General features: G+C 34.8%; 1 protein-coding gene. It reads right to left on the reverse strand.

The annotated features are described in order from the left end of the window. The coding region (locus F0L46_RS27975) for a hypothetical protein (protein ID WP_210247719.1) at window positions 1-431 on the reverse strand (431 nt) is incomplete at both ends.

Here is a 431-nt window from a genome sequence, read left to right on the forward strand (position 1 = left end):
CACTGGTTGGGGATTCTTTCAAATCTTTGTTTTCAGTATCATCAACTTTCAACACTGTTTGAACACCATCTTTTAAACTAATTTTAAGGACAGGCAAAGTCTCAAGTTGTTGATCTGTTTCTATTTTGATTTCAGTTTTTGAAGGTTCTTGGTTTTCTTCCTTAACAGTGGGCGTTATTTCTATATTTTCACTCTTGCAGCATTCCTCAGTTTTAACAGTTTTAACAGTACTCTCTTCATTTTCTGCAGTATCTTTTGCTTGTTCTACCTCAGATTTTAGTTTAACTATCTCCGGTTTTATTTCACCGTTGCCATCACTAATTATCTGAGGAATATCAGACAGTAAAACAGGAACTACTTTTTCTCCTTGTACAGTTTTTAACCATTGCTCAACCAGTTTTGAAGCCAGTGCTCTAATAGCAAAGTGATCT

Source organism: Salinarimonas soli, from assembly GCF_008386575.1.
In the GTDB taxonomy this organism is placed as follows: Bacteria; Pseudomonadota; Alphaproteobacteria; order Rhizobiales; family Beijerinckiaceae; genus Salinarimonas_A; species Salinarimonas_A soli.